General features: G+C 73.0%; 1 protein-coding gene. It reads left to right on the forward strand.

Translation table 11 applies throughout. The features are described 5' to 3' along the window. Nucleotides 1-8: 8 nt before the first annotated feature. The gene (locus ACFOSH_RS39065) at nucleotides 9-17,987 is read left to right on the forward strand and encodes a type I polyketide synthase (protein WP_378245944.1); all 17,979 of its coding nucleotides are present in this window, start codon (nucleotides 9-11) and stop codon (nucleotides 17,985-17,987) included. Nucleotides 17,988-18,055: the final 68 nt, after the last annotated feature.

The following is an 18,055-nucleotide window of genomic DNA, read 5'->3' on the forward strand; positions in this document are numbered from 1 at the left end:
GGATGATGATGGGTACGCCTTCCGAAAAAGTCGTCGATGCGCTGAGGGCGTCGCTCAAGGAGACCGGCAGGCTGCGCGAACAGAACCAACGCCTGCTGGACGCCGCGCGGGAGCCGATCGCCATCGTGGGCATGGCCTGCCGGTACCCCGGCGGGGTCGCTTCGCCGGAGGACCTCTGGCGGCTGCTCGCCGACGGGGCCGACGCGGTCGGCGGCTTCCCCACCGACCGAGGCTGGAAGCTGGACGAGCTGTACCACCCGGACCCCGACCACGCGGGCACCAGCTACGCCCGCGAAGGCGCGTTCGTCCACGACGCCGGACAGTTCGACCCCGGACTGTTCGGCATTTCCCCGCGTGAGGCGCTCGCGATGGACCCGCAGCAGCGGCTGCTGCTGGAGACCTCGTGGGAGGCCTTCGAACGGGCCGGCATCGCCCTGCCCGCGGTGAAGGGCACCCGGACCGGCGTGTTCGCCGGCACCAACAACCAGGACTACGTCTCGTTGCTGGAGAACGGCCCGGACGAGCTGGAAGGCTTCCTCGGCACCGGGAACGCGGCCGCGGTGCTGTCCGGCCGGGTGGCCTACACCTTCGGGCTGGAAGGTCCGGCGGTCACCGTCGACACCGCCTGCTCCTCCTCGCTGGTGGCCCTGCACCTCGCGGTGCAGGCGCTGCGCAACGGCGAATGCGACCTGGCGCTGGCCGCCGGAGTCACCATCATGTCCACCCCGGCGGCGTTCCTGGACTTCAGCCGCCAGCGTGGCCTCGCGGTGGACGGCCGGTGCAAACCCTTCGCCGACGCCGCCGATGGCACCGGCTGGGGCGAGGGTGCCGGCGTGCTCCTGGTGGAGCGCTTGTCGGACGCCCGCCGCGCGGGACACCGGGTCCTGGCCGTGGTGCGGGGATCCGCGGTGAACCAGGACGGCGCTTCCAACGGGCTGACCGCGCCGAACGGGCCTTCGCAGCGTCGCGTGATCCGGGCCGCGCTGGCCAACGCCGCGCTCACACCGTCCGAAGTGGACGTCGTGGAGGCGCACGGCACGGGCACCGCGCTGGGTGACCCGATCGAGGCGCAGGCCTTGTTGGCGACGTACGGCCAGGATCGCGAGCGGCCGTTGTGGCTGGGGGCGGTGAAGTCGAACCTCGGGCACACCCAGGCCGCCGCCGGGGTGGCCGGAGTGATCAAGATGGTCATGGCGATGCGGCACGGCGTGCTGCCGAAGTCGCTGCACACCGACACGCCGTCGTCGCGGGTGGACTGGACGGCGGGTTCGGTGGAACTGCTCACCGAAGCCAAGTCCTGGCCGGAAACCGGGCGCCCGCGGCGGGCGGGGGTCTCGTCCTTCGGCTTCAGCGGGACCAACGCGCACGCGGTACTGGAACAGGCCCCTGCCGACGATGTCGAGCGGGTCGAGCCCGCCGCGCCGTCGGTGGTGCCGTTCGTGTTGTCCGGCAAGACCCCGGCCGCCCTGCGGGCGCAGGCCGACCGGCTGCTGTCTGTTGTGGACAGTGGGGTGGACCCTGTCGACGTGGCCTTCTCGCTGGTGACGACCCGCACGGCGCTGGAGCACCGCGCCGTGGTGCTCGGGGACGACCTGACGGCCGGGTTGACCGCGCTGGCCGCAGGGACCTCCTCGGCCGACGTCGTCACCGGTGCTGTTTCCCGTGGCCGGTCGGCGTTCCTGTTCGCGGGTCAGGGTTCGCAGCGCGTCGGTATGGGTGCGGAGCTGTATGCCGAGTTTCCTGTTTTCGCGGCCGCTTTTGATGCGGCGTGCGAGTTTCTGCCGTCGTTGGGTGATCTTGGCCGGACTGAGTTCGCGCAGCCTGCGTTGTTCGCGCTTGAGGTTGCGCTGTATCGACTTGTTGAGTCGTGGGGTGTGCGCCCTGATTTCTTGATGGGCCACTCGATCGGTGAGATCGCTGCCGCGCATGTCGCTGGGGTGTTCTCTCTGGAGGACGCGGGCAGACTGGTGTCGGCTCGTGGTCGGTTGATGCAGGCGTTGCCTGCTGGTGGTGTGATGGTCGCGATCGAGGCGACCGAGGACGAGTTCGTGCCGACGGCTGAGTTCGGGATCGCTGCGGTGAACGGTCCGAACTCGGTGGTGATTTCGGGTGTCGAGTCTGCGGTTGTCGCTCTTGCTGAAGAGTTCGCTGCCAAGGGGCGTAAGACGAAGCAGCTTGAGGTGAGCCATGCGTTCCACTCGCCGTTGATGGAGCCGATGCTCGCCGAGTTCGCTGAAGTCCTCACCGGGATCACGTTCAACGCACCGGTGATTCCCCTCGTGTCCACTGTGTCCGGTGAACTCGCCGCAGACTTGGCGTCACCGCAGTACTGGCTGGATCATGTGCGTCAGGCCGTGCGTTTCGCCGACGGCGTGAGAACGTTGGCCGCACAAGGCGTCACCTCCTTCCTCGAACTGGGTCCCGATGGGGTGCTGAGCGGTCTGGCGCAAGGCTGCCTGCCCGACACGGACGCCCTGTTCGCGCCGATCCTGCGAGCCGACCGGCCCGAGGTCCGCACCGCGATCACCGCTTTGGGCGCGCTCCACACCCGGGGCACCGAGGTGGACTGGACCGCGCTGGTCAGCGGGAACTGCGTCGAGCTGCCCACCTATGCCTTCCAGCACGAGCGGTACTGGTTCGACCCGGCGATCACCGAGGCCGTCGCCGACCCGCTCGACGCGGAGTTCTGGGCGGCCGTCGAACGCGACGACGTCGAATCGATCGCCACCACCTTCTCCGTAGACGCCGATCAGCCATTGCGAGCCGCGCTGCCCGCGCTGGCGGCGTGGCGGCACCGCCGTCGGCAGGAAGCGGAGGCGGACTCCTGGGCGTATCAGGTCGATTGGCGGCCGCTGACCCCCACGGGCACCGCCGATCCCGACGGCCGCTGGCTGGTGGTGCTGCCCGAGTCGCACCAGGACACGCGGCTGCTGGAGGCGTTCGGCGACCGCGCCCAGGTACTGGTCCTCACCGGCACCCCGGACCGCGCGGAACTGGCCACCCGCCTCGCGGATCTGACCGGGTTCACCGGCGTACTGTCCAGAATGGACGGTGCGGGCACCTTGGTGCTCCTGCAGGCACTCGGGGACGCCGGACTCGAAGCGCCGCTCTGGGCGGCCACCCGGCAGGCGGTGTCCGTCGAACCGGCCGACAGGGTGGCCCGGCCGGAAGAGGCTCAGCTCTGGGGCCTCGGCCGCGTGGCCGCGCTGGAACATCCTGACCGCTGGGGCGGGCTGCTCGACCTGCCCGCCGAGGACGACGAACAGACGCTGCGGCACACACTGGCCGTACTGGGCGGCACCGAAGACCAGCTCGCGATCCGGCCGTCGGGTGTGTTCGCCCGCAGGCTGACCAGAGCCGCCGCGACCACAGGCACCGACCGGTCGTGGCAGCCCCGTGGCACGGTCCTGATCACCGGCGGCACGGGCGCGCTCGGCTCGCGGGTGGCCCGCTGGGCCGCGGCCGCCGGAGCCGACAGGCTCGTGCTCGCCGGGCGACGGGGGCCGGACGCTCCGGGCGCCGCCGAGCTGGCGGCGGACCTTCGCGCGCTGGGCGCCGAGGTCACGATCCTTGCCTGCGACGTCGCCGACCGGGCAGCGGTGGCGGAACTCGTCGCCGCAGCAGGGCCGCTGACCGCGGTCGTCCACACCGCCGGGATCCTCGACGACGGCGTGCTCGACGGCCTGACCGCCGACCGCCTCGCCGCCGTGCTGCCCGGCAAGGCCGGCGCCGCTGTCCACCTGCACGAACTCACCCGCGATCTCGACCTCGACGCGTTCGTCCTGTTCTCCGCCTTCGCGGGCACGATCGGCAGCGCGGGCCAGGGCAACTACGCGGGCGCGAACGCCGTGCTCGACGCCCTCGCCGAGCAGCGGCGTGCCGACGGCCTGCCCGCCACCGCGATCGCTTGGGGCCCGTGGGCCGGGGACGGCATGGCCGCCCGCGCGGCAGGCGGCCTCGACGCGCTGGGCCTGCCCGCGATGGGTCCGGACGTCGCGCTCGAAGCGCTCGGCCGGGCCGTGGGCAGCGCCAGGGCGATCACCGTCGTGGCCGACGTGGACTGGGACAGGTTCGCGCCCGCGTTCCGCTCCGGCAGGCCCAGTCCCTTGCTGGCCGAACTCGCGCCGGTGCCCGCGGGGACCGGACCCCGGCTCACCGGGCTGGCCGCCCGCGTCGCCGGTCTCGACCCGGCCGAGCGGGAGCGTGTCCTGCTCGCCACCGTCCGCACCGAAGCCGCCGCGGTACTCGGGTATCCCGACCCGGCGCTGGTGGACTCGGGCAGTGCCTTCCGGGAGCTCGGTTTCGACTCGCTGACCGCGATCGAGCTGCGCAACCGGATCGCCGCCGCGACCGGGTTGAAACTGCCCAGCAGCCTGGTTTTCGACTATCCGACCCCGGCCGCGCTCGCCGCGCATCTGCTGGCGGGACTTCTCGGCGCCGAGGCGGAAACACCGGCGGCGGTCACCGCCCCCGCCGTCACCGACGAGCCCATCGCGATCGTCGCGATGGCCTGCCGCTTCCCCGGCGGGGTCGCGACGCCGGAGGACTTCTGGCAGCTGCTCGTCGACGGCCGCGACGCGATGACCGGCTTCCCCACGGACCGCGGCTGGCTCGCGACAGGGACCGGTGCGTTCCTCGATGACGTCGCCGGGTTCGAGCCCCGCTTCTTCGGGATCTCGCCGCGTGAGGCGCTGGCGATGGACCCCCAGCAGCGATTGCTGCTGGAGACCTCGTGGGAGGCCTTCGAGCGCGCCCGCATCGCACCGGATTCGGTCCGTGGCAAGCGGATCGGCGTGTTCGCGGGCACCAACGGCCAGGACTACGTCGCGCTGGTGGACCAGGGCGGCGCGGAGACCGAGGGATACCTGGGCACCGGCAACTCGGCCAGCGTGCTGTCCGGCCGGGTGGCTTACACCTTCGGGCTGGAGGGCCCGGCGGTCACCGTCGACACCGCCTGCTCGTCGTCGCTCGTGGCGCTGCACCTCGCGACGCAGGCACTGCGTGGCGGCGAGTGCGAGATGGCGCTGGTCGGCGGCGTGACGGTGATGTCGACACCGAGCGCCTTCGCCGAGTTCACCGCCCAGGGCGGACTCGCCGCGGACGGCCGCTGCAAGCCCTTCGCGGCCGGCGCCGACGGCACCGGCTGGGGCGAAGGCGCAGGCATGCTCTTGGTGGAGCGGCTGTCCGACGCGCGCCGCCACGGCCGCCGGATCCTGGCCGTCGTCCGCGGCAGCGCGATCAACTCCGACGGCGCCTCGAACGGGTTCACCGCGCCCAACGGGCCCTCGCAGCAGCGCGTGATCCGCGCCGCGCTGGCGAACTCCGGGCTGCGACCGTCCGAAGTGGACGTTGTCGAGACCCACGGCACCGGCACCGAACTCGGCGACCCGATCGAAGCGCAGGCGCTGCTCGCCACCTACGGGCAGGACCGCGAGGAGCCGTTGTGGCTCGGCGCGGTGAAGTCCAACATCGGCCACACCCAGGCGGCGGCCGGGGTGGCGGGCGTGATCAAGACGGTGCTCGCCCTGCGGCACGGCACCTTGCCGGGCACGCTGCATTTCGACGGGCCCAGTCCGCACGTCGACTGGTCGGCGGGCCGGGTTTCCGTGGTGGACCGGACGCGGGACTGGCCCGAAACCGGCCGTCCGCGCCGGGCCGGGGTCTCCTCGTTCGGGCTGAGCGGCACCAACGCGCACACCGTGCTCGAACAGGCGCCCGCCGAGACCCCGGCCGAGGCCGCGCCGGAGCAGCCGGGCCTCGTCGCCCTGCCGCTGTCCGGCAAGACACCGGACGGCCTGCGGGCGCAGGCGAGCAGGCTCCGCGAGACCGTGGCCGGCGCGGAAAACCTCGTGGATACCGCGTATTCACTGGCCGTGACCCGGTCGGCGCTGGACGAGCGGGCCGTGGTCCTCGGCGCCGACCGTGACGAACTGCTGGCCGGTCTGACCGCGCTCGCGGAGGCCACGTCGTCGGCGCAGGTGATCCGAGGCTCGGCCGTACCGGGCGGGGTGGCCTTCCTCTTCACCGGCCAGGGCGCGCAGCGGCCAGGCATGGGTCGTGAGCTGTACCAGCGTTTCCCTGTCTTCGCGAAGGCCTTCGACGAGGTGTGCGAGAACGTCGACGGTCTGCTCGACAGCCCGCTGCGTGAAGTGGTCTTCGCCGCCGCCGGGACGCCGGAAGCGGATCTGCTCGACCGGACCGCCTACACCCAGGTCGCCCTGTTCGCCGTCGAGGTCGCGCTGTTCCGCCTCACCGAGTCCTTCGGCATCCGGCCGGACGTCCTGCTCGGCCACTCGGTCGGTGAGATCGCCGCCGCGCACGTGTCCGGGGTGTTGTCGCTCGCGGACGCCTGCGAGCTGGTGGCCGCGCGCGGCAGGCTGATGCAGGCACTTCCCGCCGGGGGCGCGATGGCGGCACTCGAGGCCACCGAAGCCGAGGTGCTCGCCCTGCTCACCGATGAGGTGGGCATCGCCGCGCTCAACGGCCCGCGGTCCACTGTGGTCTCCGGCACCGAAGCCGCCGTCGACGCCGTGGCCGCGCGGCTCGCGGCGACCGGGCGCAAGACCCGGCGCCTGCGGGTGAGCCATGCCTTCCACTCGCCGTTGATGGAACCGATGCTCGACGGGTTCGCCGAAGTGCTTCGAGGGCTGCGCTTCGGTGAGCCCGTCATTCCCTTGGTATCCAACGTGACGGGCGAACCGGTGACCGCGCCGGACGCCGAATACTGGCTCGCCCACGTCCGCCGGGCCGTGCGGTTCGCCGACGGGGTCGCCGTGCTGCGGGCCCGGGGCATCTCGACCGTGGTCGAACTGGGACCGGACGGCGTGCTGTCCGCGATGGCCCAGGAAACCCTGCCGGACGTCGCTTACCTGCCGGTGCTGCGCAAGGACCGGCCCGAGGAGAACTCGCTGTTCGCCGCGCTCGCCGGGCTGCACGTTCGCGGGCGGGCACCGGACTGGGCCGCGCTCTACCCCGGCGCGAGCCTCGCGGATCTCCCGACCTACGCCTTCCAGCGGGAGCGGTTCTGGCTCGACACCCCGGCCCAGGAGGGCCACGCGGGTGAGCCCGTCGACGCCCGGTTCTGGGCGGCGGTGGAGCGGGCCGACCTCGATTCGCTGGCCGCGACCCTCCAGGTCCACGGCGAGGACCGTGAGCCGCTGCGTTCGCTGCTGCCTTCGCTTTCGGCTTGGCACCGCCGCCGGTCCGAGCTCGCCGAGACCGCCGACTGGCGCTACCGGATCTCCTGGGAACCTTTGTCCAGCAAGGAAAGCATCCCGTCCGGCTCCTGGCTGGTGGTGCTGCCCAGCGGGTACGAGACAGCGGAGACAGCGCTGGCCGTCGTGGCCGCTTTGCCCGGTGCCCGGACGCTTTGCCTGACCCCGGCCGACCTCGACCGCGAAACCCTCGCGGGCGTGCTGGGCGAACACGCCCCGGACGGCGTGGTGTCCCTGCTCGGCCTCGCCGACTGGGGTGTCGCCGGATCTCTGGTGCTTTTCCAGGCACTGTCGGGGCTCGACACCCGGATCTGGGCGGTCACCCGGGGCGCGGTCTCGGTGTCCGCGGCCGACGGGCCGCCCGACCCGGTCGCCGCGCAGCTGTGGGGCATCGCCAGGGTCGCCGCGCTCGAACTCCCCGCGACCTGGGGCGGGATCATCGACCTCCCCGCCGACGGGGGCCCGCTGGCCGCCGAGGCGATGTCGTTGCTCGGCGGGACCGAAGACCAGGTCGCGGTCCGGCCGTCGGGAATCTTCACCCGCAGGCTCGTCCGCGCGGCGCCGTCCGGCGAGGAGACGACGGCCTGGCGGCCGACGGGCACCGTGCTGCTCACGGGCGGCACCGGCGCGCTCGGCGCTCAAGTCGCCCGGTGGCTCGCCGGCCGCGGCGCCGAGCACCTGGTGCTCTGCGGACGTCGCGGCGCGCAAGCCGGAGGCGCGACTGAGCTCGCCGACGAACTTCGCGCGCTCGGCAGTGCGGTCACCTTGGTCGCCTGCGACGTCACGGACCGCGCGGCGGTGGAAGGGCTCCTGCGGCGGCTCGCCGACGACGGCGCCCCGGTGCGGGCGGTCGTGCACGCGGCGGGAGTGCCGCAGCTGACCGCACTGGCCGACACCGATCCCGCCGAGTTCGCCGAGGTGGTGGCGGCCAAGGTAGAAGGCGCCCGCCACCTGCACGAGCTCACCGAGGACCTGGACGCCTTCGTGGTCTTCTCCTCGATCGCCGCCACCTGGGGCAGCGCGGGGCAGAGCGGTTACGCCGCGGCCAACGCCTACCTCGACGCGCTGGTGGAATTGCGTCGAGGTCAGGGGCTCAGCGGCACTTCGGTGGCGTGGGGCCCGTGGGCTGGCGACGGCATGGCCGCGGGCGAGGCCGGTGCGCAGCTGCACCGGCTCGGCCTGACCGGGCTGGCCCCGGAACTGGCCACCGCGGCGCTCGGGCACGCGCTCGACCACGACGAGGTCACCGTCACCGTCGCGGACGTCGACTGGCCGCGGTTCGTCCCGGTGTTCACCGCACACCGGCCCAGTCCGCTGCTGGCCGCCGTGACCGAGGTCGACGCCGTCGCCGAACCGGCCGACTCGGCGCTGTCCCTCCGGTTGCGGGCACTGCCCGAAGCCGCTCGCCAGGAGTTCCTGCTGGACCTGGTCCGCACCGAGGCCGCCGCCGTGCTCGGGTACGCCGGGCCTGACGCCGTTTCGAGCGGTTCGTCGTTCCGCGAACTGGGTTTCGACTCGCTCACCGCCGTCGAACTGCGCAACCGCCTGACCGAGGTGACCGGTCTCAAGCTCACCGCGACCCTCGTGTTCGACTACCCGACACCCGAGGCGCTGGCCGGGTACCTGCGCACGGAACTGTCCGGCGACACCACGGCCGCCGCCGTGGTGAGCAGGACGGCCACGGTGACCGACGAGCCGATCGCCATCGTGGGCATCGGCTGCCGGTTCCCCGGCGGCGTCACCTCGCCGTCGGACCTGTGGGCGCTGCTGGCCGAAGGCGGCGACGCGATCTCCGCCTTCCCCGCCGATCGCGGCTGGCAGCCGGACGCCGGTTACGCCCACGAGGGCGGGTTCATCCACGACGCGGCCGAGTTCGACGCCGAGTTCTTCGGGATCTCCCCGCGTGAGGCGCTGGCGATGGACCCGCAGCAGCGGATCCTGCTGGAGACCTCCTGGGAGGCGTTCGAGCACGCCGGTATCGACGTCTCGACGCTGAGGGGCAGCCGGACCGGCGTGTTCGTCGGCGCGGGACCGCAGGGTTACGGCGCCGGGGCGGGCGATCTACCGGAAGCCGTCGAGGGACACCTGATGATCGGCACCACGCCGAGCGTGGTGTCGGGCCGGGTCGCCTACTCCTTCGGGCTGGAGGGTCCGGCGGTCACGGTGGACACCGCCTGCTCGTCTTCGCTGGTCGCGCTGCACTGGGCCGCGCAAGCGCTCAGGCAGGGGGAGTGCGAGCTGGCGCTGGCCGGCGGGGTGACCATCATGTCGACGTCCACCGCGTTCGAAGGGTTCAGCGCGCAGGGCGGGCTGGCCGCCGACGGCCGGTGCAAGGCGTTCGCCGAGGGCGCGGACGGCACGGGCTGGGGTGAAGGCGCCGGGATGCTGCTCGTGGAACGGCTGTCGGACGCGCGGCGGCTCGGTCACCGGGTGCTGGCCGTGGTGCGCGGGAGCGCGATCAACTCCGATGGCGCGTCGAATGGTTTGACAGCGCCGAATGGTCCTTCGCAGCAGCGGGTGATCCGCGAGGCGTTGGCGAGTGCGGGCCTGGAACCGTCCGATGTGGACGCTGTGGAGGCGCACGGTACGGGTACCGCGCTGGGTGATCCGATCGAGGCTCAGGCATTGCTGGCGACGTACGGTCAGGACCGGGATCAGCCGTTGTGGCTCGGTTCGGTGAAGTCGAACCTCGGCCACACGCAGGCCGCGGCGGGCGTGGCGGGTGTCATCAAGATGGTGATGGCGATGCGGCACGGTTCGCTCCCGAGGACCCTGCACGCCGCGGAGCCGACCTCCCGGGTCGACTGGTCGGCGGGCGCGGTCTCGCTGCTCACCGAAGCCCGCGACTGGCCGGACGACGCCGCGCCGCGCCGCGCCGGGGTTTCTTCGTTCGGCATCAGCGGCACGAACGCGCACGTCATCCTGGAGCAGGCGCCGCCGGAGCCGTCACCGGAGCCCGCGCGCTCGCCCTCGGTGGTGCCGTGGGTTCTCTCCGCCAAGAGTGAGCTTGCCCTGCGGGCGCAAGCGGCCCGACTCCGTTCCATTGTGGACGAATCGGCGGAGCCGGCGGACGTCGCCAACGTCCTGGCCACCGGACGGTCGGCACTGCCGTACCGGTCGGTGGTGCTCGGCGCCGACCGCGCCGAGCTCGCGCGAGCCCTCGACGTCCTGGCCGCGGGCGAGTCCGCCGCCGGGGTGGTGCGCGGGGAGCAGGGCAAGGGCAAGGTCGCCTTCCTCTTCACCGGGCAGGGTTCGCAGCGCCTGGGCATGGGCCGCGAACTGGCCGCGGAGTTCCCGGTGTTCGCCGAGCACTTCGGGCTGGTCTGCGCCCGGCTGGACGAGCTGCTGGGCGGGTCGGTGGCCGAGGTGACGTACGCCGGTGACGACCTGCTGGACCAGACCGTGCACGCCCAGGCGGCGCTGTTCGCCGTCGAGGTCGCGCTGTTCCGGCTCGCCGAGTCCTGGGGAGTGCGGCCGGACTACCTGATGGGGCACTCCGTCGGCGAGATCGCCGCCGCGCACGTGTCCGGGGTGCTGTCGCTGGAGGACGCCTGCAAACTGGTGGCCGCCCGCGGGAAGCTCATGCAGGCACTGCCGTCCGGCGGGGCGATGGTGGCGGTGGAGGCCGCCGAGGAAGAGATCCTGCCGCTGCTGAGCGGAGCCGAGGAGCACGCCGGCATCGCCGCGTTGAACGGCCCCCGTGCCGCGGTGCTGTCCGGCACGGAAGAAGTGGTGCTGCGCGTGGCGGGCGAGCTCGCCGGGCGGGGCCACCGGACCAGGCGCCTCCGGGTCAGTCACGCGTTCCACTCCCCGCTGATGGAGCCGATGCTGCCGGAGTTCCGCGCGGTACTGGAGACCCTGACGTTCGGTGCCGCGGGGATTCCCGTGGTGTCGAACCTGACCGGCGCGGTCACCGACGATCTCGCCTCGCCCGCTTACTGGCTGGCGCACGTGCGCCGGGCCGTCCGGTTCGCCGACGGCGTCCGGATGCTGCACGGCCTCGGGGTCACGACCTTCCTGGAGCTCGGCCCGGACAGCACGCTCTGCGCGGCCGCGCGGGACTGCCTGCCCGATGCCGCAGGGGTGGACTTCGTCCCGCTGCTGCACCGGGACCGGCCCGAGGTGCGCACCGCGGTGACCGCGCTCGCCCGCCTCCACGTGCGGGGCGCGGGCGTGCGCTGGAGCAGCGTCGTCGGCGGCGCCCGGCCGGAGCTGCCGACCTACGCGTTCCAGCGGGAGCGCTATTGGCTGACCGTCGCCGCGCCCGCCCCGGCGGGCCAGGGCGACGGCGACCCGGGATTCTGGGAAGCGGTGGACCGCGAGGACGCCGAAGCGGTGGCCGCGTCGTTGCAGGTCGGCGAAGAGGAACTCGCCACGGTGCTGCCCGCGTTGTCCGCGTGGCGACGGCGTGGCAACGAGAAGTCCACTGTGGACTCCTGGCGGTATCGGGCGGACTGGCGGCCGGTGTCGCAACCCGGCGGACCGCCGTCCGGCCGGTGGCTGGTGGCGTTCCCCGAAGGACTTCAGGACGACGAGGCCGTCAGCGGTCTGCTGTCGGCGCTCGGTGCGCATGCCGTGCCCTTCGGCCTGGCCGACGCCGATCGCGAAACCCTCGCCGACAGCCTCCGCGCGGCCGGCGACGGGGTGACCGGCGTGGTCTCGCTGCTGGGCCTGGCGGGCGGAGGCATGCTCACGTCCTTGGTGTTCCTCCAGGCGCTGAACGACGCGGGGATCACCGCGCCCTGCTGGGCGATCACCCGCGGCGCGGTGTCGACGGGGCCGTCCGACCGTGTCGCGGATCCCGCGCAGGCGCAGATCTGGGGTCTCGGCCGGGTGGCCGGGCTCGAACAACCGGCGCGGTGGGGTGGTCTCCTCGACCTGCCCGCCAAGGCCGACGACCGGACCTACGCCCTGGTGCTCGGCGCGCTGGCCGGGGCCGAGGACCAGCTCGCCGTCCGGCAGTCCGGGATCTTCGCCCGGCGGCTGGTGCGGGCCGCCGATCCGGTGGAGACCACCTGGCGGCCGAGCGGGACCGTGCTGGTCACCGGCGGGACCGGCGCGCTGGGCGCGCGGGTCGCCCGCTGGGCCGCCGAGGGCGGTGCCCGGCACCTCGTGCTGACCAGCCGCCGTGGCCCCGGCGCCCCGGGGAGCGAGGCGCTGGAAGCCGACCTCCGCGCGCTCGGTGCCGAGGTGACCATCGCCGCCTGCGACGTCACCGACCGCGAGGCCGTGGCCGGTCTGCTGCGCGGACATCCGGTGTCCACCGTGGTGCACACCGCCGGTGTCCTCGACGACGGCATGCTGGACGGCTTGACGGCAGAACGGGTCGACGCGGTCCTGAAGTCCAAAGTGGAGGGTGCGCGGATCCTGCACGACCTGACCGGTGACCTGGACGCCTTCGTGGTCTTCTCGGCCTTCGCCGGTGCGGTGGGCAGTGCCGGTCAGGCGGCGTATGCCGCCGCGAACGCACACCTCGACGCGCTGATGGAGCAGCGTCACGCCGACGGCCTGCCGGGCACCGCCATCGCGTGGGGCCCGTGGGCGGGTGACGGCATGGCCGCCGGGGTCGCCGCCGGGCTCGGTGCGCTCGGCCTGCCGGGGATGGAACCCGAGCTGGCCGTGCGGGCACTCGGGGTCAGCGTGGCCGCGGGGCGGCCCGCCGTGATCGTGGCCGACGTGGACTGGACCCGGTTCGCGCCGTTGTTCAGCGGCACTCGCGCCGCCCGGCTGCTGGTCGAGCTTCCGGAGGCCGCGGTCGCCGAGAACAAAGAACCGGCCGAAGCGGCGTCGGGGATGCTCGGCGGCAAGCTCGCCGGACTTCCCCGGCCGCGGCAGGAAGCCGTGCTGCTGGACCTCGTGCGGGCCGAGGCCGCCGCGGTGCTCGGGTATCCCGGGCGTGACGCGGTGGCCGCCGACAGGGCCTTCCGCGACCTCGGGTTCGACTCCCTGACCGCGGTGGAGCTGCGGAACTCCCTGGAGGCCACCACCGGGCTGCCGCTGCCCAGCAGCCTCGTCTTCGACTACCCGACCCCGTCGGTGCTGTCGGCCTGGCTGTGCGCCGAACTCGTCGGCCACACCCCGGACGTGGCCGAACCCGCCGTGCTCACCGGCCGGGCCGACGAGCCGATCGCGATCGTCGGCATCGGCTGCCGCTTCCCCGGCGGGGTCCGCTCGCCGGAGGAGTTCTGGAGCTTGATCGCCGACGGCCGCGACGCCGTCGGCGGCTTCCCCGCCGACCGCGGCTGGGACCTGGACCGGCTCCACCACCCGGGCGACGGGGAATCCGGAGGCTCTGACGCCAAGGAGGGCGCGTTCCTGCACGGTGCCAGTGAGTTCGATCCGGCGTTCTTCGGGATTTCCCCGCGTGAGGCGCTGGCGATGGACCCGCAGCAGCGGCTCGTGCTGGAGACCTCGTGGGAAGCCTTCGAGCGGGCCGGGGTCGACCCGGAGTCCGTGCGGGGCAGCCGGACCGGCGTGTTCGTCGGCTCCAACGGCCAGGACTACCTGACGCTGGTGCTCGAAGCCCAGGAGAACCTCGAGGGCTACCGCGGCACCGGGAACTCGGCCAGCGTGATGTCCGGCCGCGTCGCCTACGCGCTCGGGCTGGAAGGACCGGCCGTCACCGTCGACACGGCGTGCTCGTCGTCGCTGGTGGCGCTGCACTGGGCCGTGCAGGCCCTGCGCGCCGGCGAGTGCGAGCTGGCGCTGGCCGGCGGGGTCACGGTGATGTCGACGCCGGGCGCGTTCGTGGAGTTCTCCGCGCAGGGCGGGCTCGCGGGCGACGGCCGGTGCAAGGCGTTCGCCGAGGGCGCGGACGGTACGGGCTGGGGCGAAGGTGCCGGGATGCTGCTCGTGGAGCGGCTGTCGGACGCCGAACGCCACGGTCACCCGGTTTTGGCGGTGGTGCGGGGGAGCGCGATCAACTCCGATGGCGCGTCGAACGGGTTGACCGCGCCGAATGGTCCGTCGCAGCAGCGGGTGATTCGCGCGGCGTTGGCCAGTGCCGGGTTGCGATCGTCCGATGTGGACGCTGTGGAGGCGCACGGTACGGGGACCGCGCTGGGTGACCCGATCGAGGCTCAGGCGTTGCTGGCGACCTATGGCCAGGACCGTGAGGAGCCGCTGTGGCTCGGTTCGGTGAAGTCCAACCTCGGCCACACCCAGGCCGCGGCGGGCGTCGCCGGGATCATCAAGATCGTCATGGCCCTGCGGCACGGTCTGCTGCCGAAGACGCTGCACGTGGACGAGCCCACCTCGCAGGTGGACTGGTCGGCCGGTGCGGTCTCGCTGCTGACCGAGCCCCGGCCGTGGACGGACAACGGGCGTCCCCGGCGCGCGGCGGTTTCGTCGTTCGGCATCAGCGGGACCAACGCGCACACCATTATCGAACAGGCGCCGCCTGTCCCGGCTTCGGTGGCGTCCGTGCCGACGAGCACCGTGCCGTGGGTGCTCTCCGCCCGTGACGAGCAGGCACTGCGGACAAGGGCCGCCGAGCTCAAGTCCTTTGTGGAGTCCGGTGCGCCCGGGATCCCGGACGTCGCTTACTCGCTGGCCGTCAGCCGGTCCGCGATGGACCATCGCGCCGTGGTGACCGGCCGGGACCGTGCCGAACTGCTGCGGGCGCTCGACGTCGTGGCCGAAGGCGGCTCGGCGCCGGGGATCGTCCGCGGGGTGGTCTCCACCGGGCGGACAGCCTTCCTGTGCACCGGGCAGGGCGCGCAGCGGCCGGGGATGGGCCGCGAGCTGAGCGCGGAGTTCCCGGTGTTCGCCGAGGCACTCGCCGAGATCTGCGCCGAATTCGACCGGTATCTGGACCTGCCGCTGCTCGAAGTGATGCTGAGTGATCCCGAGTCGCTGAACAGGACGGAGTACACCCAGGCCGCCCTGTTCGCCCTCGAAACCGCGCTCTTCCGCCTGCTGGAGTCCTGGGGGCTGCGGCCCGACTACCTGCTGGGGCATTCCGTCGGGGAGCTCGTCGCGGCCCATGTGGCGGGCGTGTTCTCGCTGGCGGACGCCTGCAAGCTGGTGGCCGCGCGCGGCAGGCTGATGCAGGCGCTCCCCTCGGGGACCGACGGCGGGGGAGCGATGGTCGCCGTCGAGGCGACCGAGGACGAGGTGCGAGACCTGCTGGAGAAGGACAGCGCTGCGGTCGACATCGCCGCGGTCAACGGCCCGCGTTCCGTGGTGCTCTCCGGCGCCGACGCCGCTGTCTCCGCGGTGGCCGGTGAGTTCGCCGGGCAGGGCCGCAAGACCAAGCGTCTGGTGGTGAGTCACGCCTTCCACTCCTCGCTGATGGAACCGATGCTCGAAGAGTTCGGCCGCGTGCTCGGCACGATCACTTTCCACGAGCCCGAGATCCCGGTGGTGTCCAACGTGACCGGCTCGCTCGATGGCGCGCTGACCACACCCGCGTACTGGGTCTCGCACGTCCGCGAGGCCGTGCGTTTCGCCGACGGGGTGGCGACGCTGGCCGCCGCCGGGGTGACGAAGTTCGTGGAGCTCGGGCCGGACGGCGTGCTGACCGCGATGGCACAGGGATGCCTGCCGGAGGAGGACGCGCTGTTCGTGCCGGTGCTGCGTGGCGACCGCCCGGAAGCGCGGACCGCGGTGACGGCCGTCGCGGCGGTCTACGCCCACGGCGCGGCGGTGAGCTGGCCGGCGTTGCTCGACGGCGACCGGGTCGACCTGCCCACCTACCCGTTCCGGCGGGACCGGTACTGGGTTTCCCCGGCCGAGCCCGGTCAGGCCGCGGCGGACGCGGTGGACGAGAAGTTCTGGGCGGCGGTGGACACCGGTGACCTCGGCTCGCTGACCGGCCTGACGGCCGCGGGCGGCGACCAGTCGCTGAGCAGCGTGCTGCCGGCGCTCTCCGCCTGGCGGCGCGGGCAGCGGGATTCCTCGGTGGCGCAGCGCTGGCGTTACCGCGTCGGCTGGGCGCCGGTATCCGTTCCCTCCGGCAGGCCGGTGGGCCGATGGGTGGTGGCCTGCGCGGCCGCCGACCCTGCGGCCGCCGCGCTCGCCGCCGAACTGGACGCCGAGCTGGTCTCCGGGGTGACCGGTCGTGACGGCTGGGCCGCGTGGCTCACCGAGTCCCACCCGGACGGGGTTCTGTCCTTTTTGGACGCCATCGCCACCCTGACCCTGGTACAGGCGATGGCCGACACCGAGAGCGCCGGGAAGGTGTGGGCCGTCACCCGGGGCGCGGTGTCCACCGGACCGGCGGACCGGCCGGACGCGCCGGAACAGGCCCAGGTGTGGGGTCTCGGCCGGGTCGTGGCGCTGGAGCTGCCCGAGGTGTGGGGCGGCGTCGTCGACCTGCCTGCCGACTTGCCTGCCGACCTGGGCGACGACGCGCTGACCGCGTTGCCCGGGCTGCTGGCCGACGGTACCGAGGACCAGGTGGCGGTGCGGCCCGACGGTGTGTTCGCCCGACGGCTGACGCCTGCCGCTCCGGCGGTTCCCGGTCCTTGGCCGGTTTCCGGTACGGCGTTGGTGACCGGTGGCACGGGTGCGCTGGGCGGGCACGTCGCCCGCTTGCTGGCCCGGCGCGGCGCCGGGCACCTGGTCCTGGTGAGCCGCCGTGGCGCGGAGTCCCCAGGCGCCGAGGACCTGGCCGCCGAGCTGCGGGACCTCGGAGCCGAAGTCACCCTGGCCGCCTGCGACGTCGCGGACCGGGCGGCGACGGCCGCCCTGCTCGACGGTCTGCCGGACCTTTCGGTCGTCGTGCACGCCGCGGGGCTGGCGCAGTCGACGGCGTTGCCGGACTGTACCGAGGCGGAGTTCGCGGCGGTGATCTCCGCGAAGGTCGACGGCGCGGTGAACCTGCACGAGCTCACGAAGGAACGGTCGCTGTCCGATTTCGTCGTGTTCTCGTCGATCGCGGCCACCTGGGGCAGCGGCGGGCAGAGCGGTTACGCCGCCGCGAACGCGTTCCTCGACGCCCTGATCGAGCAGCGGCGCGCCGACGGGCTCCCGGGGCTCGCGGTCGCCTGGGGTCCCTGGGCGGGCGGGGGCATGGCCGAGGGCGAGGCAGGCGAGGGCCTGGCGAAGCGGGGCTTGCAGGCGCTGGCTCCGGAGCGCGCGCTGACCGCGTTGGAGCAGGCGCGGGAGGACGTCACGGTCACCGTCGCCGACGTGGACTGGCGCCGGTTCGCCCCGGTGTTCACCACGCGGCGGCCGAGCCCGCTGCTCACCGGGTTGCCCGAGGTCCGCGAGCTCGTCGAGGACGATCCCGTGGCGGACGAAGACAGTTCGGCCGGCCTCCGCGACAAGCTGGCCGCGCTGGAACCGGCCGAGCAGGTCAGGACGGTGCTGGAGCTGGTGCGTGCCGAAGCGGCGTCGGTGCTCGGGTACGGCGGCCTCGAAGCCATCGAACCGGGCCGGGCGTTCCGCGAGCTGGGATTCGACTCGCTGACCGCGGTGGACCTGCGCAACCAGCTGCGGGCCGCCACCGGGCTCACGTTGCCCGCCACGCTGGTCTTCGACTACCCGAAGCCCGCCGTGCTGGCCGACTACCTCCTGGCGCAGCTGCGTTCAGGGGACGGCACGGGCGTGGACAGCCTGTTCGGGCAGCTGGACCAGCTCGACGCCACCCTGGCGCGGCTGACCGGCGACCCGGACGTGCTCGGCTCGGTCACCGCCCGGCTGAACGCCGCGCTGGCGAGGTTGACGGGAGCCGGGGAGACCGAGGAGGAGGCGGCGGTCGCCGACCTGCTGGACGAGGCCTCGGACGACGAGATCTTCGCTTTCATCAACAACGAGCTCGGCAGATAATCGCTTTTCCCGCGGGCGAATTCCTTTCGGGGAATTCGCCCGCGGGAAAAGAGTGAAAACAAAGTGTT

The organism is Amycolatopsis speibonae (assembly GCF_042647925.1).
Taxonomy (GTDB): domain Bacteria; phylum Actinomycetota; class Actinomycetes; order Mycobacteriales; family Pseudonocardiaceae; genus Amycolatopsis; species Amycolatopsis speibonae.

What these genes read in the sequence shown, in the direction of transcription:
- ACFOSH_RS39065 (WP_378245944.1), top strand. Translation starts at nt 9, where the DNA reads ATGGGTACGCCTTCCGAAAAAGTCGTCGATGCGCTGAGGGCGTCGCTC.